Consider the following 26,352-nt stretch of genomic DNA (forward strand, 5'->3'; position numbering starts at 1 on the left):
GATATTGCGCTTATCTTGAACTGGAAAGACCGCTTGCGTTCATAGTGTTTTTTTGACGCGAAATATGGCCGGTGAGCCTGCGGTCATCACAGTTCACTTTGGGAGAAAGTGCAAATGAAAGCCATAGGATATTTTGAAAATCTACCGATTAGCGACGATAAAGCCCTTCAGGACGTTCAAATCGCCGAACCGACCATTCGGGATCACGACTTGCTTGTTGAAGTTCAAGCCATTTCAGTCAACCCGATTGATGTAAAAACGCGGTTAATGGCGCCACCGTTTGATTCCGGCCCTCGTATTCTTGGATTCGATGCCGCGGGCACTGTGGCTAAAACCGGCAAATCGGTGAAAGGGTTTAGCGCGGGGGATGAAGTCTATTATGCCGGTGCCATTAATCGACAGGGATCAAACAGCCAGTTTCAGGCCATTGATTCACGTATTGTGGCCCATAAGCCCAAAAGCCTCGACTTCAAAACAGCGGCTGCCATGCCGCTCACGTCTCTGACAGCCTATGAAATGCTGTTTGACCGTTTGGACATTACCAAGCCGGTTCATAAGGGCAGAAATGCTCTTTTGATGATCGCCGGTGCTGGCGGTGTCGGTTCCATTGCGATTCAGTTGGCGCGACATCTTGCCGATGTGGAAATAATCGCTACCGCGTCGCGGCCGGAATCGCGCGAGTGGTGCCTGAAAATGGGTGCCCATCACGTGATTGATCATAGCAAACCGTTTGCACCGCAATTGCAGGAAATCGGCTATGATAAACCGGCTTTCATCTTTTCTACGGCAAATTCTGATGGGTATCTGCCCCAATTTGTTGATGTGCTTTATCCGCAAGGACGTTTCGGCCTTATTGACGGACCAAAGGTTTTCGATATCAATCCACTGAAGCTGAAAAGTATCTCGGTACATTGGGAATCGATGTTCACCCGCTCCATGTTCGAGACCGATGATATCGCCCGTCAGGGTGAAATATTGGCCCATGTAGCGGAGTTGATCGATACGAAAAAAATCACCCCAACCCTTGCGAAGGTGCTCTCACCAATTAACGCGCATAATCTTCGTGAAGCGCATAGGCTGATTGAAACCGGACGTTCCATTGGAAAAATTGTTCTCGAAGGGTTTTAGAGCGCTTTTTGACCTGATGCTATCCGGCCAGCGCGTTCCAAGATTTTGGTTTGTCGCGGTATCTTATCCGATTGATGACTCACATCAATCGGGAACCGCTCTAACGATATGCCGTCTTAAGGTCGCGGCTGGCTGGACGCAAACGGCACAAATGCAGAATCTATCGCGATAATCCCTATCTTATAAAAGAAGAAGGCGGCTTTCGCCGCCTTTTTGGTCTATTAAAGCAAGCGTCCGAGCCGTACGGCTGTGGTTCCCTTGCGCGCATGGCGTAGCGTTGGTTGAATAAGGACACAGCGGTCGTAAGGTGTTTTAACTTCCCTTTCACCGTCATAGCCAATCACGGTGCCCGCCTTTTCAATAATCTGCATCCCTTTATAGTCTTCGGCAAACCGGAAATCATCTGTTTGGATGGTCACGGCATCGGTGATGTCGACAACTTTTTGCTCCGGCTTTGACACAGGCAATAGATAATCCTTGACGTCATCCTCATGCGCTACACCCGCAACAATCAGGAAGCGTGCGGCAACATCCAACGCCAAAGGATAAGCTTGCTTTTCGAAATGGTGGCCAGATTCAAACAATACGGCTGCTTTGTCACTATTGGGATCACCGAAACCACCATAATCACGCAGACGCTTTCCTGCCGCATGGCCCTTATCCATGACAATAAATTCCGGCACACCGATTGCGCGGGCAAGGTCTTCGCCTTTCTTGAGGTATCCGCCCATCATGATTGCAGGATCAGCTTCATGCATGGAATGGAGATCCAGTAAAAGATCGACCTGATCCATCACCGGACGCAATATCCGCGCCCGCCGCAATTCAACCGTATCGCGTGAACCATCAAGAGAAGCATCATCCCAAACGCGGTTCATATCCTCATCTAGAAAACGGGTGGCATCGGGTGCATCCGGTGAAAAGGCTTCATAGGCTGCCACATTGGCAAAACCCAAGGTCAGGGTGCCCGCACGCGGTTTGAAACCATCACGCAACAACCGGTCGACGACCAATGCACCGCTGACTTCATTGCCGTGGACCAAGGCCATAATCATCGCATGTTTGCCCGGTTTGTCGGACTTGAACTGATGGATATATTCAACTCCACAATTGCCTTGTTTCCAAGGCGTGATATCGGGAAAGGGAAGTTCGATAGGGTATTGCTTAAAAGTCTTAGTCATCATTATTCCTCAAGATTCAGCCGTGTGATGGCGACGTGCCAACAGGCAAATGGATATCAGGCTTAAAATAACGGTCAGCATCACGTAGTAGCTTGGAGACATGTTGTTATGTGTGCTTTGAATAAGCCAAGTGGCGATGAGCGGTGCAAAACCACCGAAGATTGTGACGGATAGATTGTAGCTAACCGCCAGGCCGGTGCTGCGCACATTGGTGGGAAAGATATCGGCGATCAGTGCCGGCATTGCGGCCAGGCTGCAGGCCAGCAAAAAGCCGACAAATGCCTGCACCGCGAAAAGAACAGCCGGAATGGGCATCGCATTGAGAATGTAGAATAATGGCCAAGAGGTCAGCCCCAGACATAGCAACGAAACACCGACAATCCGCATACGTCCGAAATGGTCGGACATGGCACCGATCATCGGCGATACGATCAACAGCATCAGGCCGGTAATCATGGCGCCGATGAATGAGAATGTTTCAGGAAGGTGCAACTGCTTGATGGCATAGGTCGGCATATAGATTTTATGCACATAATTAAACGCGGTTGCTGCGGCAACAACGCCGATGCACAGCAACATATTATGCCAATTGTAACGGATGAGGTCTTTGAAAGGTGTGTTTTTGGGTTGTACGGCCTTGGTCTTTTCAAAATCGTCGGTTTCAGCAACGCTGCGACGAATGTACCAGCCGACGGGCCCGATCAGCAAACCAAAGCCAAAAGCCAGCCGCCAACCCCAGCCCTCAAGCTGTTCCGGTGTCAGGACAGCAAAAAGCAGAGCGCTCATACCAGCGGCAAAAACGGTTGCAAGACCCTGTGTGGACATTTGGAAACTGGCAAAAAAACCACGCCGTTTTATACCGGCATGTTCAACCAGAAAAGCCACGGACGCTCCAAACTCACCGCCAGTTGAAAAACCCTGCAACATGCGGGCAATAATGATAATGAGCGGTGCCCAGAAGCCGATCGAGTCATAGGTCGGGCAGAATGTAATCATCGCTGTACCAATGACCATCAATGTAATGGAAAGCGACATGGAAGCTTTTCGCCCTGCTTTATCGGCATAGCTTCCCAAGATGATAGAGCCTAGTGGACGGGTGATAAAGGATATACCGAATGTGCCGACCGAAATCAGCAGAGATACGGCGCTGTCTTCACTCGGAAAAAACAGGTGTCCGATGGTGATGGCGAAATAGCCATAGATGAGAATGTCATAAAATTCCAAAGCATTGCCGGCGCTGGCTGCTGCAAATTCACGCCAATGCGTGCGCAAGCTTTGTCGGATTGTTGGTGTTGTGTCAGATGTCGTTTGTCCCATTGGTGTCTCCCTCTACCGAAATACAGGCATAAGAAAGCAAGCCGACAGCATGTCTTCAAAGCCCGGGTTCACGTTGCCCACGCTCCATATTGAATATGCACGAAAAGCATATCCCCCATTTTAATGGATTAAGGCATCAAATTCTAAACTGCAGGAAGGGTAAAACACCCGTGCTTATTTTGCACAGTTGCGTGCCGGTATTGCACTATTTTGCAAATAATAGGCCCAAATCTTGTCAACTACCGGATGGCTGGAAAACTTCTTGCGATATAAAGCAATATCGACCGGCATAAGCCAGTCAGCATTATTGACTTGCACAATACGGCCAGTCTCCAGAGCCGGTTGGCAAAGCCGATAGGGCAACCATGCCATCCCCAAACCACTGGCGACGAGTTCGAGGATCGAGCTGAAGGAATCCGTCTCGTGGGCCACGTGGAGATTGGGCTTTTGATCCAGTGCCGAAAGATGCTGGGTGACGATTGTTTTCAGTGCCGTGGTAGGCAATAGCGCAAGAAAGGGATCGGATTTTTCTTTCATGCCGGTAAAGATCGGTTGCCCGTCCTGATCGGCGGCGCTGATTGGAACCAACGTTTCATCACCAATCGTCATCCAGTCGAATTGTGCTGGATTGATACGCAGTCGCGTATGGTAGCTTGAATAGGCCAATAGAAGGTCTGCATTATCGGCTGCAAGACAGGCAATAGCACCTTCGTTGCTTCCCGCCGTGATGCGGGTTTTAAAATTACCGATTTTTTCGCATATTTGCTTATACCACTGCGGGAAAAAGGTGACAGACAACGCTACGCCGGTGGCGATGCGCAGGTCTGGTTCCGCATCATTGTCGCGTGTGACTAAGCGTTCACGCAGAAGACGCATGGTTTCAAGGATATCAGCAGCCGCTTCAAGCACAATAACGCCATCCGGTGTTAATTGTACCGGCTTGCTACGCTCCACCAAGGCAACACCGGCCCACTCTTCCAACAATTTAATGCGTCGGCCGAAAGCGGGATGCGTGACATTGCGGTTTTCTGCAGCTTTGGTAAAACTGCGGGTGCGGGCCAATTCCAAAAAATCCCTTAGCCAGACCACCTGCATGCAATATTCTCCTAATCCGGCCGACGGTAACAGGTCGGTTGCGCATAAAGTCGGGCGATCCGCTCGATCGCCGTGTCGAGCGGCTCCACTTTTACATCCATGGATGCACCATTGGCGTGAATAATGTTTTGCTGGTCAGCCATGATAGCGACGTGGCCTTTCCAGAACACAAGGTCTCCGCGCTTCAGGCCGTCATTACGGGAAATTTCCCAGCCGATCGTGGTGCTTTGCATATCGGTATCGCGCAATACGGTTTTTCCTGCCATCATCATGGAAAGCTGCACCAAGCCTGAACAATCAATCCCTAGACTGCTCGCCCCACCCCAAAGATAGGGTGTGTAGATCAGACTTTCGGCGATGGCGACGTAATCTTTTATCGTCTGTTCTATATCTGCAATATGCGATGAGACGACAAAGCAGCCATTATCCAAAAGGGCATAAAGTGTTCCGCGTGTTTCAACCTCGTCCATAACGGTCAGATTGCTGCCGATCGATAGTGGCGCAATCATCGGGCTTCTCAAGTCGGGACCGGCATATTGGAAACTTCGCGGCTTGATGATGCGATGGCTGGCTTTTGCACATGTCGTGCTGAACGCCTCGCGCGCGATATAACCGACATAGCCGTCTTTGCGCGATTGCGCCCAACCGAAGTCTTTCGTTTCTTCAAAGATCGTCAGCTCTTCGCCAAAAAGACATTCGCTTTGCCGCTCGGATGACTGGTCGGCTGTTTTATGCAGTGCGGCAACCGGCACGACCACCCGCACAGGCACACCTGCGGTGAAACGTTCGGCAGTTACGTCGCCTTTCAACCGGCTGTCAGCGATATCGGGTCGAAAAGCGTGAAGGCGCGGATCAAGCCCTTGCATCATAGCCCCTTCAAGACATGGAAAAGCGTGCGAATACCTTGTGCCTCGCCGCCAATGGGGAAACCCGGCTTTTCAGCCGGTGTCCAACCATAAATATCAAAATGGGCCCAGTGGGCGGCTTTTTCCACAAACCGGCTGAGGAACAGGGCTGCGGTGATGGAACCGGCAAAGCCATCCGTCGTGACATTGTTGATGTCGGCAATGCGCGATGCCAATTTGGCCTGATAGGGTTTCCACAATGGCATTTGCCAAAGCGGATCCGCAACACGCAAGGCTGTGGCGGCAATTTTATCCGCCAAGCCTTGGACGTTACTGTAAAAAGGCGGCAAGTCCGGGCCCAAGGCCACCCGCGCAGCCCCAGTTAGAGTTGCCATGTCAAAGAGATATTGTGGCTTTTCCTCATCGCCATAGCTCAGCGCGTCGGCCAGAACGAGACGGCCCTCGGCATCGGTATTGCCGACCTCTACCGTCAAGCCTTTGCGGCTTTGCAAGACATCGCCGGGCCGGAAAGCATTGCCAGAGATCGCGTTTTCTACTGCCGGTATCAGCACACGCAAACGCACCGGCAATTTCGCATCCATGATAAGCTGTGCAAGGCCCATAACATTGGCAGCGCCCCCCATATCTTTTTTCATCAACAGCATGCCGCTGGCAGGTTTGATATCAAGGCCACCGGTATCAAAGGCAACACCTTTGCCGACCAGTGTAACCAATGGGTGGTTGTCTTGGCCCCAACGCAAGTCAACAAGACGCGGAGCTATGGCACCGGCACGTCCAACGGCGTGGATCAGGGGAAAGTTTTTTTGCAGCAGGTCGTCGCCACAAATACTATTGACCTCGGCCCCAAAACGCCGGCCCAATTGTCGGATAGCGTGTTCTATTGCATCCGGCCCCATATCATTGGCAGGCGTATTGATAAGATCACGCACCAGAAAGGTTGCTTCGATTTCGCGCTGGAGAGCGGCGATATCGATGCTTTCCGGTACATAAAATTGCACTGCGGCTTGTGCTTCGGCCTTGCGATAACGATTGAACCTGTAAGCGCCTAACGCCAAGCCAAGGAAAAGTGGGGTGGCATTTTCCGGCAGATTCTCAAAGTGCCAATGACCACCTGGCAGCGCGTGAGACAATTTGCCGGTGATGAAGGGATCTTCCCCTTCATCATAGCCGAACAGGAGTTGGGAGAGTTCCCCGTCGGCAGCCGGGACAGCTAATATTTGGCCGCTTTTGCCGGTAAAATCATGATGGCGGGCCCAGTTTTTTGCCAGCGGGTTCCCGGAAAATGCTGCTTCGCTCTTTTCGGTCACCAACACAATAGCGCGACTGTCTGCGGCTTTTGTGGCGCTTAACTGGATAGGGCAGTGCGACGTGTAAGAGCTTTCACCGGTCATAAATCACCTATAATTTGCGCAGCGCCACATATTCCACAAGATGGTTGCTGCCTTTACGCAGGATCAAATCAGCTCGCGGCCTTGTCGGCAAGATGTTTTCCTGCAAATTTTTGAGATTGATGTTGCTCCACAGTCCTTCGGCCACAGCCAGAGCTGCATCTTCGGTTAATTGCGCATAACGATGGAAAAAAGATTGCGGATTTTGGAAGGCAGTTTCGCGCAAACGCTTGAAACGCTCCATATACCAGTGTCGGATGATATTGATTTCTGCATCAATATAAATGGAGAAATCAAAGAAGTCGGAAACGAAAGGCACTGCCTTGCCATCGTCGGGCAGATCGCGCACTTGCAGAACGTTGATGCCCTCGACAATTAGAATATCAGGCCGGTCGATGATTATCTTTTCGTCCGGCAAAACGTCATAGGTTAGATGGGAATAAAGCGGCGCGGCAACATCACCCATGCCTGCTTTTATCGCAGAAAGAAATGCCAAGAGTTTGCCCACATCGTAAGAATCGGGAAAACCCTTTCGTTCCATGCGGTTTTCAGCCCGCAAAACTGCATTGGGGTAGAGAAAGCCATCGGTGGTGACCAGGTCGACCTTTGGGCTTGACGGCCAGCGTTTGAGCAATTCCTGCAAAATACGCGCCGTGGTGGATTTTCCAACGGCGACAGATCCGGCAATGCCGATGATGAACGGCGTTTTTGCGGTGTTCTGGCTGTGCAGGAAACGTTGACGCTTTTGGAACAGGCCCTGGATAGCCTCGACATGGGTTGAAAGCAGCCGCGAAAGTGAAAGATAGATGCGTTGGACTTCTTCCAGATCAATCGGGTCGCCGATAGAGCGCAGGCGTTTCACCTCGTCAAATGTCAAGGTGAGCGGCGTATCGGCCCGAAAGGCAGCCCATTCATGTGCGTTAAAAATACTATAGGGCGAGTATCGTCCGGCAATGAAATCAATCAGGTCGTTATCTTGCTCAACTTGAACAGGCCCATCAACCATCTGTGCGTGAAGCCTTTTCCTGCAAACCCGATTGTGCGGTGCGTCGCGCAAGCTCGGCCATAACGTCGTCTGATTGAATGCCTGCAATCTTCCACATCACCAGAAGATGATAAAGAAGATCGGCACTTTCGCTGATAAAATGCTTTTTATCTTCGGTGAGGGCTGCGATCACTGTTTCAACAGCTTCCTCGCCCATTTTTTTGGCAGCGCGCCCCATGCCCTTTGTCACCAGACTGGCGGTATAGGAGCTGCCATCCGTTGCCGATGCACGTTCGGCAATAATATCTTCAAGTGTTTGCAGGTTAAAAGTGGTCATCAGCCTTCTCCAAATTCGTCAAGGCGCATCGGTATGCCGGCCGCAGCCATATAGCGTTTGGCCTCGCCGATGGAATAGGTGCCGAAATGGAAAATAGACGCTGCAAGGACTGCCGTTGCATGGCCATCGCGGATACCTTCCACCAGATGGTCAAGTTTGCCCACTCCACCGGAGGCAATAACCGGGACATGCACCGCATCGGCGATGGTTCGGGTAAGCGCGATATCATAGCCGGCTTTCGAGCCGTCGCGGTCCATTGATGTCAGCAAAATCTCGCCCGCACCTTTGGCGACAACCAGTCTGGCGAATTCCACGGCATCAATTCCGGTGGATTGCCGCCCGCCATGGGTGAATATTTCCCAACGCCGATGCGTACCATCGGTCGGAACTTCTTTCGCGTCGATTGCCACGACAATACACTGATCGCCGAATTTATCGGCCGCTTCCGCCACGAAATCGGGATTTTTAACAGCAGCAGTGTTGATCGACACTTTATCCGCACCGGCAAGCAACAATTTACGAATATCGCCGACAGTACGCACTCCCCCGCCGACCGTTACCGGCATGAAACACTGGTCGGCCGTACGGGCAACAACATCGAAGATGGTTTCACGATTATCGCTGCTTGCCGTAATATCCAGAAAACATAATTCATCGGCACCGGCGGCATCATAGGCTTTTGCCGCTTCTACCGGATCACCGGCATCAACAAGATCGACAAAATTAATGCCTTTGACAACGCGTCCGTCCTTGACGTCAAGGCAAGGTATGATACGGGCTTTCAGTGTCATGATATTGGCCCTTTCGACTTTTGTTGTAAAAGCGCCAAAGCGGCCTTGCCGTCAATCCGTCCGTCATAAAGCGCGCGGCCTGTTATGGCACCATTGAGGATTGCAGCATCCGGCTGCATCATCCGTTCAATATCGGCCATGGAAGCCAGACCGCCTGACGCGATCACCGGTATAGAAACAGCGCGTGCCAGCTCCAGTGTTGAATCCCAATTGATGCCGGTGAGAATGCCATCGCGGTCAATATCGGTATAGATAATGGCTGCAACACCTGCGCCTTCAAAACGGCGTGCAAGATCAAGCACGGTGAGTTCGGATTCTTCTGCCCAGCCTTCCACGGCAACCTTGCCGCCGCGCGCATCAATGCCTACCGCCACTTTGCCCGGAAAACGTTGGCAGGCTTCGCGCACCAATTGCGGGTCGCGTACGGCAATCGTACCGAGGATGACACGCGAAAGCCCTTTTTCAAGCCAGGTTTCTATATGGGCCAATGTCCTGATGCCGCCGCCAAGCTGCACCGGATTTTTGGTGGCTTTCAAAATAGCTTCTACAGCTTTGCCATTGACAGAGGCGCCTTCAAAAGCGCCATTCAGATCCACCACATGCAGCCACTTGAAACCTTCAGCCTCGAAACTTTGCGCTTGTGCTGCGGGATCAGCATTATACACCGTTGCGGCATTCATATCACCCAGTTTCAGACGAACACAGACGCCATCTTTCAGGTCGATTGCGGGATAAAGAATCATGGCTTCCATTCCAGAAAATTGGCGATAAGGGCAAGGCCAAGACGTTGGCTTTTTTCAGGGTGAAACTGGGTGCCGAACAGGTTGTCACGTATAACGGCGGCACTGACCGGTCCGCCATATTCGGTTGTGGCCAGCAATTGATCGGGTTTTTCACAAACCAGATGATAGGAATGAACAAAATAGGCATGCAGGCCGTTTGCACCGGTCGGGATACCGTTGAAAAGCGCATGCGGGCGTTCAACTTCCAGCGTATTCCAGCCGATTTGCGGGATTTTCAAAGTTCTATCCTGTGGCGTCATCAAAGTAACATCGCCATCAATCCAGCCAAGTCCTTGCGTCACGGATTTTTCCAATCCGCGCGATGACATAAGCTGCATGCCGACACAAATGCCCATAAAAGGCCGGCCTTTATGCAAAGCCACTTCATTGATGGCGTCAACCATGCCGTCAACCGCCTGCAAACCGGCTTGGCAATCGGCATAGGCACCAACGCCGGGTAAGACGATACGGTCTGCCTTGCGGACATCCTCAGCCTTGTCGGTCAGCAAAATCTCGCCACCTGTGCCTTGGGCTGCGCGCTCGAATGCCTTGACGACCGAGCGCAAATTGCCAGAACCATAATCTATAATTGCTACACGCATCGCTTAGCCTTTCAGCGAGCCTTTGGTGGAAGGCACAACATTTTTTTGCCGTGGGTCGCTTTCCATCGCACTGCGCAAAACGCGTGCCACCGCTTTAAAACAGGTCTCGGCGATGTGATGGCTGTTGACGCCATAATGGTTGGTTATGTGCAATGTGATGCCGGCATGCTGGGATAAGGCCTGAAAAAACTCCCGAACCAGTTCGGTATCGAATGTGCCTATCTTCTGGGTTGGAAAAACCACTTGCCATACAAGAAATGGCCGCCCCGAAACATCAATGGCCGCACGGGTGCATGTGTCATCCATAGCGAGATCGAGCGAGGCATAACGCATAATACCACGACGTTCGCCTAAAGCCTGACTTATCGCCTGTCCAATCGCAATGCCACAATCTTCTACCGTATGGTGGTCGTCAATATGGGTATCGCCTTCGGCTTTGACCGTCATATCAATCAGAGAATGGCGCGACAGCTGTTCCAGCATATGATCGAAAAAGCCGACACCGGTCGCGATGTCAAATGTGCCTTTGCCATCAAGATCCACCGAAACGTCAATAGCGGTTTCGTTGGTCTTGCGTTTTACGCCTGCCTTACGTGCCATGCTCCATATCCCGTTTTATAGCCGGACAGACGATGTTTGCCTTGTAGCTCTACTATGAAACATCGTTGCCTGCTTGTTTGCAAAAGCCGTTTTAAAGCATGCAGCAAGAATATCCAAACGCTTTCGCAGCGTGCTTTCAATGCATTGCCGCTACTGGTTAACAGCCGGGCCAGGGTTTCCACTGTGACGTGATTTTTTCAAGGTTCCATCCCGCGCCCAGATAGGCCCATAATTGCAGGCGTGCTTTGACCGGCGAAAGCCATCCCGCCATCAGTACACCGCTTGCGATGAGGTCCATTTCAGACCCCTTATAGCCATAAGTTGCCTGCGTCGTCGGGCCGTTATAGGACCGCGTGGCCATGACAACAGGCAGTTTTTCTGCATAGAATTTGATGATGTCGGCTTCTTCGCTGCTGACATGGCCCGTGCCAAAACCCGCAAGAACGACACCGTCATAAAGACCGCTTTCAAATATCAGTTTGAGATGGTCATCGCCGGAAGAAAGACAGGTTTGCACCAGAGCGACTTTATGTTCACGATTTTGCGGAACGTCCAAAGGTGTGGCGAAATATTTTTCGTGGCTAAAATAGATCGGCTTCCCCTCAATCAGCGTTCCAAGCGGGCCGGCAAAGCCGGATTGAAAGGTTTGTACCTGAACCGTATGACTTTTGCGGGCAAAATAGGGCGAGTGGATTGTATCATTCATGACAACCAGCACACCGCGGTTGCGGCTTTGCTTATCAAGTACGACACGGGCGCAAGCCAGTAGGTTGGCAGGCCCATCCGCACCGGCGGCCAAGGGTGTCCGCATCGCACCCGTCACAATCAACGGTTCGGGCCGCTGCCAATAAAGACCAAGCAAAAAGGCTGTTTCTTCCAGGGTATCGGTGCCCTGTGTCAAGATAATACCTGCAGCGCCTGCGTCAATCTGTTGGTTGGCCCAGAAAAGCGCATCAAACAGGACGGAAAATGACAGAGATGCACTGGGCAGCTGTGCCAGTGTTTCGGCGTGAATGCGCGCAATATCGGAAAGGCCCGGAACACTTTTGATCAATGTTTCCGCCGTCAATGTCGGTTGCACGCCGCCCGTCGCATCGGCAACCATGGCAATGGTGCCGCCAAGTGCGCCGATGGCAATTTTTGGGTGAGCTGTCATGATATTGTCCTTTTCTTGGCTGTCGATTTAGCAGGAATTCTTCATTGCAACAATCTGCGTTTTGTTGCGGCGTGTGCAAGTTTCGGCCATTGAAAATCTATCTTGCGATAAGGTTGTGTTTTGGCGTTCGACTTCCTAAATACGGTAGCTGTTGCCGCTTTTCATTGCTGGATTCGGGATGAAGGCGCGTGGATCAAAGGAGTTTTCTTGTGACAGAACATAAGCCCGATACAATTTATGGCACAACGATTATCACAGTGCGCAAAGGCAATAAGGTTGTCATAGCCGGTGATGGGCAGGTCTCATTGGGGCAAACCATTATGAAGGGCAACGCACGCAAGGTGCGCCGGATTGGAAAAGGCGGCACGGTCATTGCCGGTTTTGCCGGTGCAACAGCCGATGCCTTTACGCTGCTTGAACGTTTGGAAGCAAAGTTGGAACAATATCCCGACCAATTGATGCGTGCCTGTGTGGAGCTGGCCAAAGATTGGCGTACAGACCGCTATCTGCGTAGACTGGAAGCGATGATGCTGGTTGCCGATAAAAATGTGACCTTGGCACTGACCGGCCTTGGCGATGTCTTGGAACCAGAGGATGGTGTTATGGCAATCGGTTCGGGCGGCAACTATGCGCTTTCGGCAGCGCGCGCTTTGATTGATACGGATATGGACGCCGAAAGTATTGCCCGCAAAGCCATGACCATTGCCTCGGAAATCTGTGTTTATACCAATGGTAACTTTACCGTTGAAACTTTGGATGCCGAATAGACCGTTTATTGGATATTGCCAGCTGCCGAAAGAAAAAGGCAAAATGGCTTGAAGAGAAAGCTTTATCGAATGAGTTCTGTATTTTCCCCACGAGAAATCGTGTCCGAGCTTGACCGTTTCATTATCGGCCAGAATGACGCCAAGCGCGCTGTTGCCATTGCTTTGCGCAATCGCTGGCGCCGTCAGCAGCTGGAAGGCCAGATGCGTGAAGAGGTTATGCCGAAAAATATTCTTATGATCGGGCCGACGGGCGTTGGCAAGACTGAGATATCCCGTCGTCTGGCAAAGCTTGCCGGTGCCCCCTTTGTCAAAGTCGAAGCCACCAAATTCACCGAAGTGGGTTATGTCGGTCGCGATGTCGAACAGATCATCCGCGACCTTGTCGAGATTGCCATCGGCCTTGTGCGCGACAAGCGGCGTGAAGATGTCAAAGCGAAAGCCCATATCAACGCCGAGGAACGCGTTCTTGAAGCGCTGGTGGGCAAGACAGCCAGCCCTGCAACGCGTGATAGTTTCCGCAAAAAACTACGCGAAGGCGAGCTGGATGACCGCGAAATTGAAATTGAAGTGGCCGATAACAGCAATAATGGTGCCCCGACATTTGACATTCCCGGCATGCCGGGTGCGCAAATGGGCATCATGAACCTGTCAGACATTTTCGGCAAAATGGGTGGCCGCACCAAAACGCGCAAAACCACCGTCAAAGATGCATTCCAGCCGTTGATTGATGATGAATCTGACAAACTTCTCGATCAGGACCAGATTGTGCAGGAAGCGCTACGCGTGACGGAAAATGACGGTATCGTATTCATCGACGAGATCGACAAGATCGCCACCCGTGAAGGTGGTGTGGGTGCTGGTGTCTCACGCGAAGGCGTGCAGCGCGATCTTTTGCCCCTGGTTGAGGGAACCACCGTTGCTACCAAATATGGCCAGATCAAAACCGACCATATTCTGTTTATTGCCTCGGGTGCTTTCCATGTTTCCAAACCGTCAGATCTGCTGCCCGAATTGCAGGGACGCTTGCCGATCCGTGTGGAGTTGAATGCTTTGACGCGGGAAGATTTCCGCAGCATCCTGACGGAGACAGAGGTCAGCCTGATCAAGCAATATATCGCGCTGATGGCGACAGAAGAAGTCACGTTGGAAATTACCGATGATGCCATCGACGCTTTGGCGGACATCGCTGTGGATTTGAACTCGACCGTTGAAAACATTGGTGCACGTCGCTTGCAAACGGTGATGGAACGGGTTCTTGACGATATTTCGTTTACTGCGCCCGATAAATCTGGCTCCACCTTTACGGTGGATGCGGCCTATGTCAAAAAGGCGGTTGGAGCGCTTGCGGCCAATACGGATTTGTCACGTTTTATCCTCTAAAGCATGTAGTCGCTTGGTGACTTTTTTGGACATGCTTTGAAGGCAGACCATATCATTTAAATGAATAGTTCCCGATGAGAAACAGCCCCTTGGGCTGTTTCTTACTTTAAGCATTATTGCATTTTGATCACTGAAATCATCACAAGGCTTGCCAGGGCAAGAATGCAGAGCGAGCATATCGCGGTCAAAATCACGCGTCCGCCGGCTTTTTTCAAAGACCGGACATCGACACCAAGACCAAGGGCCGCCATGGATATGACTGTCAGCACATTGGCAATTGCGGCCATCGGCTTTAAAGCGACTGTTGGTATGATGTTTGCCGATCGTGCCAGCATCAATAGGACAAAGCCGACAATGAACCATGGAACAAGGCGCGTTAAGCGCATTTTGCCACGTTCACCAGCGCCATAGAGAAGTGCAAGGAAGAATATTACCGGTCCCAACATCAACACTCGAACGAGTTTGACGAGTGTTGCAATCTGCACGCTGGCAAAGGAAACCGGCGCGGCTGCTGCCAAAACCTGCGGCACGGCATAGACTGTCATTCCTGCCAAAACACCATATTGCGTGTTGGATAGCGACAAAAGTGGTGCTGCAAATGGCAAAGCAAGGATGACAACAATACCCAGAACCGCTGTAAACGCGATAGATGCGGCGACATCCGATCCGTTGGCCTTGATGACCGGAGCGGCAGCGGCGATGGCGGAATTGCCGCAAATAGAATTGCCGCATGCTACAAGCATTGCAAGATGGGATGAAAGCCCGAACAGGCGGCCCAGCCCATAGGTTACGATAATCACCATGAATACGATAATTGCAATGCCGGCCAGAAGCCCGAAGCCTGCGGAAATGACCGCGTGGACACTGATGCTCGCCCCCAACAGAACCACCGCTATTTCAAGCAGAATTTTTGCGGAAAAACCGATACCTTCGGCAAAGATTGCCGGCATAGGTTGCCACATTCTAAGGGCAGTACCGATCAGGATAGCCAGCACCAGACTTTCAAGCCATGCTTCCCCGAAAATGGATCTTTCAGCGATTTCGAGAAGATAGGCGATAATCGACACACCGGCGCATAGAAGAATGCCGGGTGCGAAGCGATAGAGTAATGTTTGCGTTGTAAGCGACATGATATGAAACCTTTTGATCCGTCTTGGCTATCGTGGTTCCAATGTTTAATCAATTTGAAAATATGATATAAAACGTTTGATAATATCGAACGGTAGGGTAGAATGATCACGTTAGAGCAAATGCGCATATTTGTTTTTGTCGCAGAAAGGGAGCATTTGACGCAGGCGGCGGCAGCGTTAAATCTGACACCTTCGGCAGTTTCAAGTGCCATAAAAACGGTGGAAGAGCGCTTTCAGGTGCAACTATTCCATCGTGTGGGCCGACATATTCGTTTAAGCGATGCCGGTTCGATTTTTGTTGAAGAATGTCGCCAGACACTGGCGCGTGCCAAAATGGCCGAAACAACCTTGCGCGAGTTTGGCACATTGCAGCGCGGTTCGCTTTCGATCCATGCCAGCCAGACGATCGCCAGTTATTGGCTGCCGCCTTATCTCGCTCGATTCCGCACCACCTATCCGCTGATTGCGCTTAACTTGACGATTGGCAACACAAAGCAGGTGGAAGAAGCGGTAAAGTCCGGCATGACCGACATCGGGCTGGCAGAAGGCGATATGCTGGATGGCGGATTGGACGTGCGTATCATCGGCCATGACCGCCTGGTGATCGTCGTCGGCAAACATCATGCTCTGGCGAAAAAGGCAAAGGTGACGTTTTCCGATCTCGTGGCCTTTCCGTGGATTATGCGTGAAAAAGGTTCCGGTACACGATCGGTATTCGAGCAAACTTTGACCGAGCGAGGCCATGATTGCGCGGCGTTTCCTGTCGTCTTGACACTGCCATCAAACGAGGCGGTCTTGTCGGCGGTGCAATCGTGCAATGCCATAACAGCGGTGTCCAATCTCGCCGCCGGTACGCAGATTGCGGCAGGCACTATGGTGATGCTGCATTTCGAACCGGTTTCGCGTGATCTTATTTTGGCTCGACATCCAGCCCGATATCAAACCAAGGCAGTGCAGGCATTTGTGAATCTACTGGAAGCCGAAACCAAGGCGTGAGCGCACGATGCCTTTCCACTCCCGACAAAATGATGTTAGACGAACCCGTTGAAAGATTCGAGAGCGGAGGATGCGCCATGAAAAAATTATTACTCATTCTGGTTACCGGTATTGCCTTGCCGGGCAGTTCTTATGCGGCTTCTTCGCGCTTGGATGCTGTACTTGAATCTAAAACCTTGCGGGTTTGCACAACCGGGGATTACAAGCCCTATACTTTTCTCAAACCAGATGGCAGCTATGAGGGGATCGACATTTCCATGGCGCAATCCTTGGCCAAGACCCTTGATGCGAAAGTGGAATTTGTGCCAACCACATGGAAGACCTTGATGCCCGACTTTCTGGCAAATAAATGCGATATCGCCATGGGCGGCATTTCCATTTCAATGGCCAGACAGCAAAAAGCCTATATGTCTGAACCGCTGGATGTTGACGGCAAAATTCCATTTGTGCGCTGCGAAGACAAAGATAAATATGCCACCATCGCGCAGCTCAACCGCAATGATGTTCGCGCGATCGAACCGGCAGGTGGCACCAACGAGGCTTTCGTGCGCAAATATATGCCGGATGCACAGCTCGAGCTCTTTCATGACAATACGATTATCTTCCAGAATCTCGTGGACAATAAAGCCGATGTCATGATTACCGATGCTTCCGAAGCGCTCTATCAAAAGCGCAATTATCCGACATTATGCGCGCTTAACCCCGATATGCCGCTGCAATTTCTTGAAAAGGCTTACATGCTGCCGAAAGACGATATTTCGTGGAAGCTTTATGTCGATCAGTGGTTGAAACTGACTAAAAAGAATGGTGAATATAATGTGATTGCGGCGCAATGGCTGGGTGAACAATAGAATACCTAAAAGGCCTAAGAAAATGTATTTTGATTAACATTTAAAAATGGAGGAAGTAATGAAATTAAAGTATAAAATTGTGTCTATCGCATTAGCTACATTTGCAACGATAGCATCTGCCAGTGCGCAAGATATTGAGAAAATGACATCATTTGATTTTCTAGTTCAATATGATGATTTAAAAGGTAAGACTGTCGAGATTGATGATTGTCTCGCTGTTGCTGTCAGTATTGATAGACTTTTATGCAATGTGAATTCGGCTACAGGCAATGTTGGAAATATCTATGTTCGCCTTAAAAATGCTCCCAAAAAAGATCTGGTTTATGGTTTGAAAAAATGTGCCAGTCTTATGCCGGATAAGAAACAGTGTAGCGCATCAATTTCCGGAGAAGTAATTGATAGTCCAGCAAATGCAACGATAGAAGCCAATGCAATTAGCTGGAATGCAGAAAAAAAATAAACGTGTTTTATTTTTTCAAAAATAGCACTGATGGATAAGATGGGCAAAACCTGCCCATCTTTTTTCTTTTAACCGATATCTTCCGCCATTTTTTTCAGAGTCACATAATCGATTTTACCCGTGCCAAGCAAAGGCAGCTTGGCGACTAAAAATTTTGACGGGATGCCGATTTCCGCAACACCGTTGTCGCGCGCGAATTTTAACAATTGGGCGCGATTGGGTGTATCATCTTCGCTGACCAGCACCAGACGTTCGCCTTTTTTGGCATCGTGCACAGAAACAACAGCCAGCGCGACACCGGGCCAAACCTTGGCGGCAAGGGCTTCCACAGCTGAAAGCGAAACCATTTCACCGCCAATTTTTGCAAAACGCTTGGCACGACCCAGTATGGTCACAAAACCCTCGTCGTCAATATCCACAATATCACCGGTGTCATGCCAACCGTCTTTCGGCGGTAAAAGTTTGCCCGGCTGTTCCACTGTGACATAACCGGCCATGATGTTGGGGCCTTTTACAAACAGGCGCCCGCCTTTTTCCACGCCTTCCACTGGCTCCAGACGCGCGGTGATGCCCGGCATTAATTTGCCGACGCTGCCAACCTTGTTATACATAGGTGTATTCAAGGCCAAAACGGGTGATGCTTCGGTGACGCCATAGCCTTCAAGAATACGAATGCCGAATTTATTCATCATCATTTCGCGGGTGGCAGCCTTGACCGGTTCGGCACCGGCAAAGCAATAGCGGATCGAGCGCAAATCATAAGGGTGGGCATTGCGGCCATAACCGTTCAAGAAAGTATCGGTGCCGAATATAATCGTCGCATTGGACGAGTAGATAGCTTCCGGAACCACACGGTAATGCAGTGGTGAAGGGTAGAAATAAACCGGTACGCCATAGACCAGCGGCAACACCGTTGCGGCAGTCAGACCAAAGGAGTGGAACATCGGCAGCACATTGAAGATTTTGTCGGATGTATTAAAGTCAATACGCGCAGCTGCCTGTGCCGCATTCGCCAACATATTGGCATGGCTCAGCACGACACCCTTCGGTGTGCCTTCCGAACCGGAGGTGAACAGGATTGCGCCCGCATCCTGCGCGCTGATCTTCTTGTCAACCGGCTTGCTGCGCATGATAAAAGCCTTCAGCTTTGCTGCCGTCGAGATATTCTTTTTTAAATCTTCGAGATAGATAAAGCGGATGCCGGCGGCCTTTAGTGCTTCAGCGGTTTCATCCAGACGGGCCTGCCGTAAAAATGCCCGTGCCGTAATAATAGTGCGAATTTCGGCCGCCTTGGTTGCTGCCTGCAATGTGGAAAGTCCAACCGAAAAATTGAGCATGGCGGGCACTTTTCCAGCAGATTGCAGCGCAAAAAACGACAAGGCCGTCATATTCGAATTGGGGAGCAGAATACCAACAGCTTTTTCATTTTTGGTTAAGGCTTGAAACTGCACGGCAAGCGCGCGAATGCCTGTCAGCATAAGCCCATAGGTCATGCCGCCGTTGAGCGGGTCGGCAATGGCATTGGTGCGCATGCCGTAATTGTGGGCAGCTTTCACCAGCTCTTCAAACACTGTGCCATCTTTGCCCGATGTTGCAAAAACCAGATCGGACATAATGCGATAGAGTTCGTTGCCTGCCGCCTGCCGCCGTGCACGGCTCTTCAATTCCGGATCAAGCTCCAACGTGACGGGTTCGGTAATGGTAACGCGCACTTTAGGAAACAGGGAACGGCGGGTTTGAATGCCGGAAAGACGTGAAAAATAGGTGCGCTCCAAACCATCAATCTTGATTGGCACCACCTTTGAACCGGTCTTGTCGGCAACCATGGCGGCACCATCGTAAACTTTCATCAAGGCACCGGTTACTGTGATACGACCTTCGGGGAAAATAACCAGAGGAGAGCCTTGCTTGACCGTATGGATAAGACGGCGCGCAGCAAGCGGACGGGTGGGATCCATGGGGAATGCATTGATGAATTGCAGGAACGGACGCACCCACCAGCGGCGTGCGACTTCCGAGTGGATGGCAAAAGCAGGACTTTTCAAACCGGTGGTTTCACACACGGCCAATGCCAGCAAACCATCGAGAAACGAAACGTGATTGAGCGCCAGGATAGGCGTTTCGCCAGCCTTGGCAAAATTGTCCATCCCTTTGACTTCCAGACGGAAGAATGCGCGGAATAATATGGACACGAAATCGCGGAAGGCGTTGGTGGGTAGAAATTTCAACATGAAAGCGGATGCGACAAGCGAGGCGATGCCAAGGCCCAGCACGATCATATCAAGCGTCGCGCCAAAATATTGGATCAAGGCGACAAGACCGGCGCCAATGGCCATAATAGCGGAATTAAGAATATTGTTTGCTGCAATAATACGGGCGCGTTCTTCACGCTTGGCCCAAGCCTGCAAGGCGGCAAAACCCGGCACAACCAGAAATGCACCCGACAATGCTGCAAAAGCAAGATCAATGACGATGCGTGTAAGACCCGGATGGGCAAGAAACTGGCTGAAATTCTCGACAATAATCGTTGTATCAAGACCGCGAATAGCAAAGGCCAGATCAATCGAAGCCAAACCGCAGATAAATGTGCCGACAACCGATTGCAGCAGAACGATACGTCCTGCAGAAAGCCATGCCGCAATGGCCGAGCCAGCCGCCACAGCAATGGCAAAAACGGTGAGGAAAAGCGTGAAACCGTGATGATAGCCACCCAGAAGGTTGGTCAAAGCAGGCATGACAGAAAGCAGCATGGCACCGACAAACCAGAACCACGAAATCATCAATGTCACTGTCAGCAATCGTTTATCGACACCGAGATTTTTGAGAAGTGAGAATGTCGCACGGGCTATATTGCGGTCGATGGCCAAATCCGGTTTGGCGGGCGTATGGGCAGGAATAAAACGGCTCGCACCCCAAGCAATCAGCGCAAAGGCGATCATCAGCATCGCCGGTATGATTTGTGGCCCTTCATGCAGGCCAAAGCTTAGGCCGGCCGCCAAAGTGCCGGCAAGAATAGCGATAAAGGTTGCCGCTTCTACCCATGCATTGGCGCGTGGCAACTGATCCTTGCTCATCTGCTCTGGCAGAATGGCATATTTGACCGGCCCGAATAGCGCCGACCCCAAGCCGAAAAGAAATAACGAAACCATCATCAACGTTACCGATGACACCAACAGCGAACCAGCCGCAGCAAGGGCGGCAAAGATTTCGGCAAATTTGATCATCCGCGCGACACGGGCCTTGTCAAAACGGTCAGCAAGCTGGCCGCCCGTGGCTGAAAACAACAGGTAAGGCAGAGCGAATATGCCGCCAGCCAGAGTTATCATGGCAGGCTGGTGCTGCAATACAACTACCGAAAGAATAAGGAACACCAATGTGTTTTTAACAAAATTATCGTTGAAGGCAGAAAAAAACTGGGTCCAGAACAGCGGTGCAAATCGGCGCGAACGCATCAATTTCGCAGGTTCATGAACAGGTTTAAAGCCATCATTGGTGTTTGTTTGGTCGGTCATCGTCATCCCCTCTGGCTGACAAAAATTGAACATTGTTCATATTTAAGCCGGTTCCTTCGATAATGCAATCAAAAAATGAACGCCGTTCAATTATTTTCCCGTAAGGCAGTTTTGCAAGCCGCTTCCACCATTTGGCGCAAAACGATGATGCGGCTTTCCAACCAATCAAGCTCCTCATTGGTAATCTCGTATTTGGGCGAATAGCGCGCTTTGACATAGGCATCACGCAACCGCCCAAAGGCACGTTCAGCAAAGCGGTCATGGACCGGCCAGACATCTTTCAGCTCTGGCACCAGATCCACAGCGCGCTGATGCAGCGCCTTTAAATCATGCAATTTCGGCGCATATAGTTGCAGTGTGAGCAGGACACAAACGTAAAGGCATTCCGTGGTTTGATGGAGATTGAAAGCGGCAAGATTATTATTGCCTTCTCCTTCGCTTCGATCAAATTTATAATGTCTAAAAAACTTACCTGCCTCAGTAAGCTCCTGATGAAACCATTTGACGGCCATTTCATGGCGGCGGTCTTTTTTCATCGGGCCGATCGGTGCAAGGTCATAGCCATCCAGCGTGTAAAGCGTCATACCGTCACGCACAATGTCTGCGTAAAACGGCCAGCCATCCTTCAACCTTGCATTCATTTCCCGATAACTATGTACAATCAGGCTGGCGCGTGAGTGGTCTTTGTCACTTGGGGAGGGAATTTCTTTCAGTGCCGCTTCCACGCCGTGCCAATATTTGAAGTTTTTAAAACGCGCATTGTTGACCAGAATGCAAAAATCATAGTCGGAATGATAGCCCGAAACAAAGTCGTTTACATAGCCGCCGCGGGCATGCGAACCGTAAAGAATGACTTTGACAATATGGGCATCCTTGATGCTGCGGCCGCGCTTTGGCGCAAACTGTTCTTGAAACACACGCAATATCGTATCAAGCATCCGCTCGATCATCTGTTGTTTGGCTTGCGGCAAATGGGACAGTCTGTTTTCCATCATCAAAAGCTTTAAACGATATATCTTAAAACAAAAGTAAAACCTGCAGGATCGTAGACCAAGTTCATCCAAAAATCATTGTCAGGGCTGCTGGCAGCCCCAGTGATAGGCCGGAAAGAAACAATAGAACAAACACGACGCGTCTGATTCCGTTGGGAGCAAGCTTTGGTGGGTATCGCCGCGCCAGAACTGTTGCGATGATAACGATAGGGCAGCTTAACAACGACCACCACAAAATGCTGATATGCCAGCCGCCTGTTACAACAACAGTGCCAAGGCGCATAAACCCCGTGCAGGTGAAAAGTGCCAATAAGGTTTCACGTATAACCGGATAGGCGATGGGTTGGCGATAGAAGTGATAGACGATGGGCGGCCCCGCGCTGGAAAACAACCCGCTGAGCAGCCCGCCAAAGGTGCCGAAAAGTGTGAAAGTCCAGCCATGGGAAACATGGTTGAGCGGTTTAGGCTGGAAAAGAAGTTGAAAGCTCGAGGCGATAATGACCAAACCTAAAAGCATTTCCAGCAGAAGCAGGGATGATCCCGCCAACCATTCAAGAATGCTGTAACCGACCAGGACACAAGGGATGGCCCCCAGTAATGTCAGTCCCAGGTAGCGCAGGTTGACGCAACGCCAGCCACGCACCAGAACCACAAAGGCATTGACGATGGTTGCAATACTCACCACCACGGCAGCATCTTCCACACTGATAAGGCCGGTTAATCCAATCAAGCCCATGAATACAAGGCCGAAGGCAAAGCCCGTCACCGTTTGCACATAGGCGGCAGCAAAGACAACGATGATAAAAAGGAAAATATGCGCCACACCCAGCCCTCCCGTGCCGGGAAAAGCTGTTGCGCATTTTGCGCCGGTTGGCAATGGCAAGAATGTAAAAAGCCGCTATCCTTCACAAAGCTTTGTCGTTGTCGCAACGGCAAAGCTTTGTGAAGAATGGCTCCTTCAGCTGTTAGGCGCTGATGGCGCGGGCAGGGAAAAGCAGAAAAATCCGCGTCTGGTTTTTCAAGCGGTCAACAATCGCATTGTCTCCCACCTTGGCGCCAAGACGCAGGCAATAGCGCAACATCGGCGGCAGTGAGGAAAATGCCTCGTCAGGCTTGATCGCTTCTTCCGGCATAATGTCCATCGTCACACCATTTTCAGCCTTGGCCCGCAAACCCGATTGCGACCGGCAGAAATGGTAAAGATAGGACAATTCCAACGCGTGGGCTGCGGGATAGCGGCTATTGAATGCCAGACTGCCAACCACATAATCCACGTCGTTCAAGGCACAATAACGTGCAATCGACTGCCATAACAATCCTTGGGCACGGTGGGCCTTTGCCTCGTCGGCAAACTCAAAAGGCGCGATAGTCAGGAAACATGGTTCGGTCTGGTTGACCTCAACCTTGAAATTATCCACAAGACCGGCTGCGCGAAAGCTTTCGGAAGGTTGCAAATGGCCCGATAATGTCATGCGGCACAAGGCCATAGCCTCATGCGGACTATCCTTATCGCTAACGACGATGAACAAGTCGTCCTTATTCTGCATCTCGGCTTTGGATGCCAACTGGCGTGCCGTTTCATTGAGAAGGTCAAATGACATCACGACACGCGCATTGAGTGAACCGAGCGTCGCCAAAATCTCTGCATCTGTTCCTTCGCGTTTCTCATGATGAGGACGGTTGAGAAGTGTCCGTGCATAGGCTGTCATTTTAGGGCTCCTTCAGGCATTTTTTGCCGATTTGGTTTTGCGCATGTCGAATTGGGCCAACATTTGCTACAGCCCATTTAGGCACAACTTGTTGCACGACAATGACCGGAAAGTGATTTTTTCAAGGCAATTCACACACGCTATGTGACATGCTTAATGAAAGATGAATACGTTGGTTCCGGCCTCTTGAGGCTTTTACGGGCTGAGAAGACTTTTCAATCGATTTATCTCGCCGCGGATGGCACTGACGCGGTTTTTATCGCCCGGATGCGTATCAAAGATGGACATTTGGTTGTCATCTTCATCCGATTTGCGGATCTTGGCAGTCAATTGCTCGAAAAAGCGTGCAAGCGCCTCGGGGTCATAACCGGCATCCATCATCAGCTTGACACCGACAAGGTCGGCCTCGGCTTCTGCTGCGCGCGAATAGGATAAGGATAAAAGCACATTGCCTTCCAGCAGAATACGTTCCAATAACTCGCCCATATCGCCAGTGACGAACATGATCAAAGCCGACATGCCCGCTGCACGGTAGATTTGCCGCAGGCTATGCTGGCGCTCGACATGGGCAATTTCATGGGCGAGCACACCCGCAATCATCGCATCGTCATCACCGGCAAATGTAATCAATTCATCGGTAATCACCACGCGTCCATCTGGCAGTGCAAAAGCGTTTGGCCCCATATCGTCTGGCGCTTGCCTGAAATAAAGCCTGAAACGGGAATGGTCTTCGGGAGTTTTGCTTACAAGCCGATCAAACAGCGCGCGCACATCCTTTTGGCGGCTTTCCGGTATTTCTGACGGTGAAAGCATGGTGCGTTCCAGCGCCGCAAACGTGCTTTTGCCCATGGCATCGGGAATTTGCTTCGGCGTGGCATAAACAGCCATTTCAATAAAAGCAGGAATGCTGACACGATATGCCCCGTAGATCAATGCGACCGCCACAAGGATAAACACCAGAAGCCTTGGGCGGAAACGCTCCAAATCGGCTATGAAGCGGCTTTTTTTATGACCCGTTAGCGCCAAGAGTCGATCGATCGCGTCATTGTCAAAACTGGTAAATAGCGAGCCATCCGGAAAGGTCAGTTCGCGCGCGATGCCGCCGACACGGGCTGAAATGACAATCGCTTCCACCGGTGCATGGCAAAGCTGTTTTTGCTGGTGGTCACGAATGAGCAATTCCTTGCCGACAAGTTCCAATGTGACCGTTTCAAAACGGTTGGAATTTGTCGGATACCATTGCCCGTCAACCGGTGTCGCGCGTTCGTTAGAAGCCAAAATCGAAGCCTTCAAGATCTAGATATTCGGCAGCCATCGGTGCTCCCGTTTTTTCGACCTGCGATACAATTTCGCCCAGGTCTTCGGTAAATTTGATTGCGGTGTTTTCCCATGTAAAACGCGCCGTGCGGACGGCTGCCCAAGGGCGCATGAGACCGAATGTGACGATCGAGACGATGCTGTTGGTCACAATGATCCATAGATAGCGCCGACGCCCCATGGTGGAGCGAATAGGATGCTTGTTGTCGAAAATACTGTGCGACCACGCCAGATTGCGCAAACTGACAGCGTAAACCATCCACGCTATAATGGTAACAAAATAGGTCAACATGAAAAGAAACGGCAAAAACAGATGTATGCTGCCGGTCTTGTCATTGATCATGACAATCATAAAAACAATGTATGTTGCTACCAGAAAGCCGGTAAAAATGATAGGGATAAACCAGATTCTATAAAGGCTTGTGATGGGAATTTCCGTTTTGAATGGCCGGTCGCCATACATCATGTTGTTACCGATATATTCCTGCTGCCACTGAGCGGAGATTGGCATAAGCACACCAAAACTCATCGAGCTGATGAGGGGGCCAAGCAGGAAGGCCTTGTAAGCTCCTCCGGTTGTTCCTTGAAAGCTAAACCGTACATTCCGATAGCTGGTCATTTGCGCGTTAAACCGCAAAGAGCGGTGGTAGAGCATCGGCAATACGGCCAAGACACCGGTATAGGCAAAGAAATTAACAAATGGAATGAATAGCAGGATAATCAGACCCAAAGCCAAAAGGCGGCCAAGAAGGATTTGTTTGCCGGTGGCATGGTATCCAAAGCCATGCCCTTCAAGAATGGTGTGCCCTTGGAAATAACGCCGACGCCGCACCTTCGCCCAAGCCGAATAGATACCCAATGTCAAAACCGTCAGCAGAATATTGACGATCCAGATGCCAAAATAATCGCGCGCTGTGCCGGTGAACTGCAATGGCTGATACTGCGGTGTCGTGACACCGGTTGCTATTGTCTTGTCCAAAAGAGCCCCCTCTTCGTTTAGCGTGTGAAAC

General features: G+C 50.9%; 25 protein-coding genes. 6 read left to right on the forward strand and 19 right to left on the reverse strand.

Annotated features, from left to right (window positions below; all coding sequences use genetic code 11):
- Positions 1 to 114: 114 nt before the first annotated feature.
- Entirely contained in the window at positions 115 to 1,128 is a 1,014-nt protein-coding gene (locus ACYSNS_RS02905) for a zinc-binding alcohol dehydrogenase family protein (RefSeq protein WP_461721616.1), read from the forward strand.
- Positions 1,129 to 1,349: 221 nt separating this feature from the next.
- Here ACYSNS_RS02905 and ACYSNS_RS02910 read toward each other — a convergent pair whose 3' ends face one another.
- The 12 genes from ACYSNS_RS02910 to ACYSNS_RS02965 all read right to left on the reverse strand — a co-directional run bounded on the left by ACYSNS_RS02910 (position 1,350) and on the right by ACYSNS_RS02965 (position 12,228).
- Positions 1,350 to 2,309, reverse strand: coding sequence for a M14 family metallopeptidase (locus ACYSNS_RS02910; RefSeq protein ID WP_461721617.1), 960 nt, complete (start codon positions 2,307 to 2,309; stop codon positions 1,350 to 1,352).
- A 9-nt stretch (positions 2,310 to 2,318) separates the two neighbouring features.
- A complete protein-coding gene (locus tag ACYSNS_RS02915) occupies positions 2,319 to 3,626 on the reverse strand; it encodes an MFS transporter (RefSeq protein ID WP_461721618.1) in 1,308 nt (435 codons plus the stop codon).
- A 174-nt stretch (positions 3,627 to 3,800) separates the two neighbouring features.
- Complete coding sequence (locus tag ACYSNS_RS02920) at positions 3,801 to 4,721, reverse strand: LysR family transcriptional regulator (protein ID WP_461721619.1); 921 nt, start codon at positions 4,719 to 4,721, stop codon at positions 3,801 to 3,803.
- A gap of 11 nt (positions 4,722 to 4,732) precedes the next feature.
- Positions 4,733 to 5,587 carry a C40 family peptidase gene (locus ACYSNS_RS02925; protein WP_461721894.1) on the reverse strand — a complete coding sequence of 285 codons (855 nt, stop codon included), beginning with the start codon at positions 5,585 to 5,587 and terminating at the stop codon, positions 4,733 to 4,735.
- A complete protein-coding gene (locus ACYSNS_RS02930; RefSeq protein WP_461721620.1) occupies positions 5,587 to 6,978 on the reverse strand; it encodes a leucyl aminopeptidase family protein in 1,392 nt (463 codons plus the stop codon). The genes ACYSNS_RS02925 and ACYSNS_RS02930 overlap by 1 nt, the downstream gene beginning before the upstream one ends.
- Positions 6,979 to 6,985: 7 nt before the next feature.
- Complete coding sequence (gene coaA, locus ACYSNS_RS02935) at positions 6,986 to 7,981, reverse strand: type I pantothenate kinase (RefSeq protein ID WP_461721621.1); 996 nt, start codon at positions 7,979 to 7,981, stop codon at positions 6,986 to 6,988.
- A complete protein-coding gene (locus ACYSNS_RS02940) occupies positions 7,974 to 8,297 on the reverse strand; it encodes a phosphoribosyl-ATP diphosphatase (protein WP_461721622.1) in 324 nt (107 codons plus the stop codon). The genes coaA and ACYSNS_RS02940 overlap by 8 nt, the downstream gene beginning before the upstream one ends.
- On the reverse strand, positions 8,297 to 9,088 hold the full coding sequence (hisF, locus tag ACYSNS_RS02945; protein ID WP_461721623.1) for an imidazole glycerol phosphate synthase subunit HisF: 792 nt from the start codon (positions 9,086 to 9,088) through the stop codon (positions 8,297 to 8,299). The genes ACYSNS_RS02940 and hisF overlap by 1 nt, the downstream gene beginning before the upstream one ends.
- Positions 9,085 to 9,831 (reverse strand): 1-(5-phosphoribosyl)-5-[(5-phosphoribosylamino)methylideneamino]imidazole-4-carboxamide isomerase, encoded by a 747-nt coding sequence (gene hisA / locus ACYSNS_RS02950; RefSeq protein WP_461721624.1) that lies wholly within the window; start codon positions 9,829 to 9,831, stop codon positions 9,085 to 9,087. The genes hisF and hisA overlap by 4 nt, the downstream gene beginning before the upstream one ends.
- Complete coding sequence (hisH, locus tag ACYSNS_RS02955; protein ID WP_461721625.1) at positions 9,828 to 10,472, reverse strand: imidazole glycerol phosphate synthase subunit HisH; 645 nt, start codon at positions 10,470 to 10,472, stop codon at positions 9,828 to 9,830. The genes hisA and hisH overlap by 4 nt, the downstream gene beginning before the upstream one ends.
- A 3-nt stretch (positions 10,473 to 10,475) precedes the next feature.
- Complete coding sequence (gene hisB, locus ACYSNS_RS02960; protein ID WP_461721626.1) at positions 10,476 to 11,072, reverse strand: imidazoleglycerol-phosphate dehydratase HisB; 597 nt, start codon at positions 11,070 to 11,072, stop codon at positions 10,476 to 10,478.
- 157 nt (positions 11,073 to 11,229) lie between these two features.
- Complete coding sequence (locus ACYSNS_RS02965) at positions 11,230 to 12,228, reverse strand: asparaginase (protein ID WP_461721627.1); 999 nt, start codon at positions 12,226 to 12,228, stop codon at positions 11,230 to 11,232.
- 209 nt (positions 12,229 to 12,437) lie between these two features.
- On the opposite strand from ACYSNS_RS02965, the gene hslV reads away from it, so the two are divergent.
- The gene (gene hslV, locus ACYSNS_RS02970) at positions 12,438 to 12,995 is read left to right on the forward strand and encodes an ATP-dependent protease subunit HslV (RefSeq protein ID WP_461721628.1); all 558 of its coding nucleotides are present in this window, start codon (positions 12,438 to 12,440) and stop codon (positions 12,993 to 12,995) included.
- Positions 12,996 to 13,064: 69 nt separating this feature from the next.
- The gene (gene hslU / locus ACYSNS_RS02975) at positions 13,065 to 14,375 is read left to right on the forward strand and encodes an ATP-dependent protease ATPase subunit HslU (RefSeq protein WP_461721629.1); all 1,311 of its coding nucleotides are present in this window, start codon (positions 13,065 to 13,067) and stop codon (positions 14,373 to 14,375) included.
- A gap of 113 nt (positions 14,376 to 14,488) precedes the next feature.
- On the opposite strand, the gene ACYSNS_RS02980 is transcribed toward hslU, so the two are convergent.
- Complete coding sequence (locus tag ACYSNS_RS02980; RefSeq protein ID WP_461721630.1) at positions 14,489 to 15,505, reverse strand: YeiH family protein; 1,017 nt, start codon at positions 15,503 to 15,505, stop codon at positions 14,489 to 14,491.
- A gap of 105 nt (positions 15,506 to 15,610) precedes the next feature.
- Here ACYSNS_RS02980 and ACYSNS_RS02985 point away from each other — a divergent pair, with 105 nt between their 5' ends.
- From ACYSNS_RS02985 to ACYSNS_RS02995, 3 genes are all read left to right on the forward strand, one after another.
- Positions 15,611 to 16,501: a LysR family transcriptional regulator gene (locus ACYSNS_RS02985; RefSeq protein WP_461721895.1), complete on the forward strand. Its 891-nt coding sequence runs from the start codon at positions 15,611 to 15,613 to the stop codon at positions 16,499 to 16,501.
- 77 nt (positions 16,502 to 16,578) lie between these two features.
- Complete coding sequence (locus ACYSNS_RS02990) at positions 16,579 to 17,352, forward strand: transporter substrate-binding domain-containing protein (protein ID WP_461721631.1); 774 nt, start codon at positions 16,579 to 16,581, stop codon at positions 17,350 to 17,352.
- 58 nt (positions 17,353 to 17,410) lie between these two features.
- Entirely contained in the window at positions 17,411 to 17,812 is a 402-nt protein-coding gene (locus tag ACYSNS_RS02995; RefSeq protein WP_461721632.1) for a hypothetical protein, read from the forward strand.
- A 68-nt stretch (positions 17,813 to 17,880) separates the two neighbouring features.
- Here ACYSNS_RS02995 and ACYSNS_RS03000 read toward each other — a convergent pair whose 3' ends face one another.
- The 6 genes from ACYSNS_RS03000 to ACYSNS_RS03025 form a co-directional block, all read right to left on the reverse strand.
- A complete protein-coding gene (locus ACYSNS_RS03000) occupies positions 17,881 to 21,324 on the reverse strand; it encodes an acyl-[ACP]--phospholipid O-acyltransferase (RefSeq protein ID WP_461721633.1) in 3,444 nt (1,147 codons plus the stop codon).
- Between the two features lie 86 nt (positions 21,325 to 21,410).
- Positions 21,411 to 22,319, reverse strand: a complete 909-nt coding sequence (locus tag ACYSNS_RS03005; protein ID WP_461721634.1) for a HEPN domain-containing protein — start codon at positions 22,317 to 22,319, stop codon at positions 21,411 to 21,413.
- A gap of 61 nt (positions 22,320 to 22,380) precedes the next feature.
- Positions 22,381 to 23,139 (reverse strand): TSUP family transporter, encoded by a 759-nt coding sequence (locus ACYSNS_RS03010; protein WP_461721635.1) that lies wholly within the window; start codon positions 23,137 to 23,139, stop codon positions 22,381 to 22,383.
- A 142-nt stretch (positions 23,140 to 23,281) separates the two neighbouring features.
- Positions 23,282 to 24,025, reverse strand: coding sequence for a hypothetical protein (locus ACYSNS_RS03015; protein ID WP_461721636.1), 744 nt, complete (start codon positions 24,023 to 24,025; stop codon positions 23,282 to 23,284).
- Positions 24,026 to 24,220: 195 nt separating this feature from the next.
- Positions 24,221 to 25,303: a M48 family metallopeptidase gene (locus ACYSNS_RS03020; RefSeq protein ID WP_461721637.1), complete on the reverse strand. Its 1,083-nt coding sequence runs from the start codon at positions 25,301 to 25,303 to the stop codon at positions 24,221 to 24,223.
- Positions 25,293 to 26,321, reverse strand: a complete 1,029-nt coding sequence (locus ACYSNS_RS03025) for a YjgN family protein (RefSeq protein ID WP_461721638.1) — start codon at positions 26,319 to 26,321, stop codon at positions 25,293 to 25,295. Before ACYSNS_RS03025 ends, ACYSNS_RS03020 begins: the two co-directional genes overlap by 11 nt.
- Positions 26,322 to 26,352: the final 31 nt, after the last annotated feature.

The organism is Bartonella sp. LJL80, from assembly GCF_054871565.1.

What these genes read in the sequence shown, in the direction of transcription:
- ACYSNS_RS02905 (WP_461721616.1), top strand. Translation starts at nt 115, where the DNA reads ATGAAAGCCATAGGATATTTTGAAAATCTACCGATTAGCGACGATAAA.
- ACYSNS_RS02910 (WP_461721617.1), bottom strand. Translation starts at nt 2,309, where the DNA reads ATGACTAAGACTTTTAAGCAATACCCTATCGAACTTCCCTTTCCCGAT.
- ACYSNS_RS02915 (WP_461721618.1), bottom strand. Translation starts at nt 3,626, where the DNA reads ATGGGACAAACGACATCTGACACAACACCAACAATCCGACAAAGCTTG.
- ACYSNS_RS02920 (WP_461721619.1), bottom strand. Translation starts at nt 4,721, where the DNA reads ATGCAGGTGGTCTGGCTAAGGGATTTTTTGGAATTGGCCCGCACCCGC.
- ACYSNS_RS02925 (WP_461721894.1), bottom strand. Translation starts at nt 5,587, where the DNA reads ATGCAAGGGCTTGATCCGCGCCTTCACGCTTTTCGACCCGATATCGCT.
- ACYSNS_RS02930 (WP_461721620.1), bottom strand. Translation starts at nt 6,978, where the DNA reads ATGACCGGTGAAAGCTCTTACACGTCGCACTGCCCTATCCAGTTAAGC.
- coaA (WP_461721621.1), bottom strand. Translation starts at nt 7,981, where the DNA reads ATGGTTGATGGGCCTGTTCAAGTTGAGCAAGATAACGACCTGATTGAT.
- ACYSNS_RS02940 (WP_461721622.1), bottom strand. Translation starts at nt 8,297, where the DNA reads ATGACCACTTTTAACCTGCAAACACTTGAAGATATTATTGCCGAACGT.
- hisF (WP_461721623.1), bottom strand. Translation starts at nt 9,088, where the DNA reads ATGACACTGAAAGCCCGTATCATACCTTGCCTTGACGTCAAGGACGGA.
- hisA (WP_461721624.1), bottom strand. Translation starts at nt 9,831, where the DNA reads ATGATTCTTTATCCCGCAATCGACCTGAAAGATGGCGTCTGTGTTCGT.
- hisH (WP_461721625.1), bottom strand. Translation starts at nt 10,472, where the DNA reads ATGCGTGTAGCAATTATAGATTATGGTTCTGGCAATTTGCGCTCGGTC.
- hisB (WP_461721626.1), bottom strand. Translation starts at nt 11,072, where the DNA reads ATGGCACGTAAGGCAGGCGTAAAACGCAAGACCAACGAAACCGCTATT.
- ACYSNS_RS02965 (WP_461721627.1), bottom strand. Translation starts at nt 12,228, where the DNA reads ATGACAGCTCACCCAAAAATTGCCATCGGCGCACTTGGCGGCACCATT.
- hslU (WP_461721629.1), top strand. Translation starts at nt 13,065, where the DNA reads ATGAGTTCTGTATTTTCCCCACGAGAAATCGTGTCCGAGCTTGACCGT.
- ACYSNS_RS02980 (WP_461721630.1), bottom strand. Translation starts at nt 15,505, where the DNA reads ATGTCGCTTACAACGCAAACATTACTCTATCGCTTCGCACCCGGCATT.
- ACYSNS_RS02990 (WP_461721631.1), top strand. Translation starts at nt 16,579, where the DNA reads ATGAAAAAATTATTACTCATTCTGGTTACCGGTATTGCCTTGCCGGGC.
- ACYSNS_RS02995 (WP_461721632.1), top strand. Translation starts at nt 17,411, where the DNA reads ATGAAATTAAAGTATAAAATTGTGTCTATCGCATTAGCTACATTTGCA.
- ACYSNS_RS03000 (WP_461721633.1), bottom strand. Translation starts at nt 21,324, where the DNA reads ATGACCGACCAAACAAACACCAATGATGGCTTTAAACCTGTTCATGAA.
- ACYSNS_RS03005 (WP_461721634.1), bottom strand. Translation starts at nt 22,319, where the DNA reads ATGATGGAAAACAGACTGTCCCATTTGCCGCAAGCCAAACAACAGATG.
- ACYSNS_RS03015 (WP_461721636.1), bottom strand. Translation starts at nt 24,025, where the DNA reads ATGACAGCCTATGCACGGACACTTCTCAACCGTCCTCATCATGAGAAA.